This window comes from Erwinia sp. PME.40.26/001 (assembly GCF_055556675.1).
This window is the reverse complement of record NZ_JBVHNP010000201.1, coordinates 1-268: the sequence shown is the minus strand read 5'-3', so window position 1 is coordinate 268 and position 268 is coordinate 1. Positions and strand designations below refer to the sequence as shown.

The following is a 268-nucleotide window of genomic DNA, read 5'->3' as shown; positions in this document are numbered from 1 at the left end:
CCTCGCCATCGAGCGCCGGCCGACGTTGCTTGCCCCGATGGCTGCGATCCTCGGCGGCGAGCGCACCGGACGGATGTCGATCTCGCAGCAGACCATGCGGCATCTGCTGGATTCGATCGCAACCCGCCTGGATGAAGCCCGCGACATCTCGCGCTACATGACCGGCCTGCTCGTGTTCCTCGGCCTGCTCGGCACCTTCTGGGGCCTGATCGAGACGGTCGGCTCGGTCGGCAAGGTGATCGACGGGCTCAAGGTCGGCGGCGACGCC

Annotated in this window: 1 protein-coding gene; it reads left to right on the top strand. The window is 68.3% G+C overall.

Annotated features, from left to right (window positions below):
• A partial coding sequence (locus tag ACZ3HG_RS23840; protein WP_465334862.1) for a MotA/TolQ/ExbB proton channel family protein occupies nt 1-268 on the top strand: 268 nt, incomplete at both ends.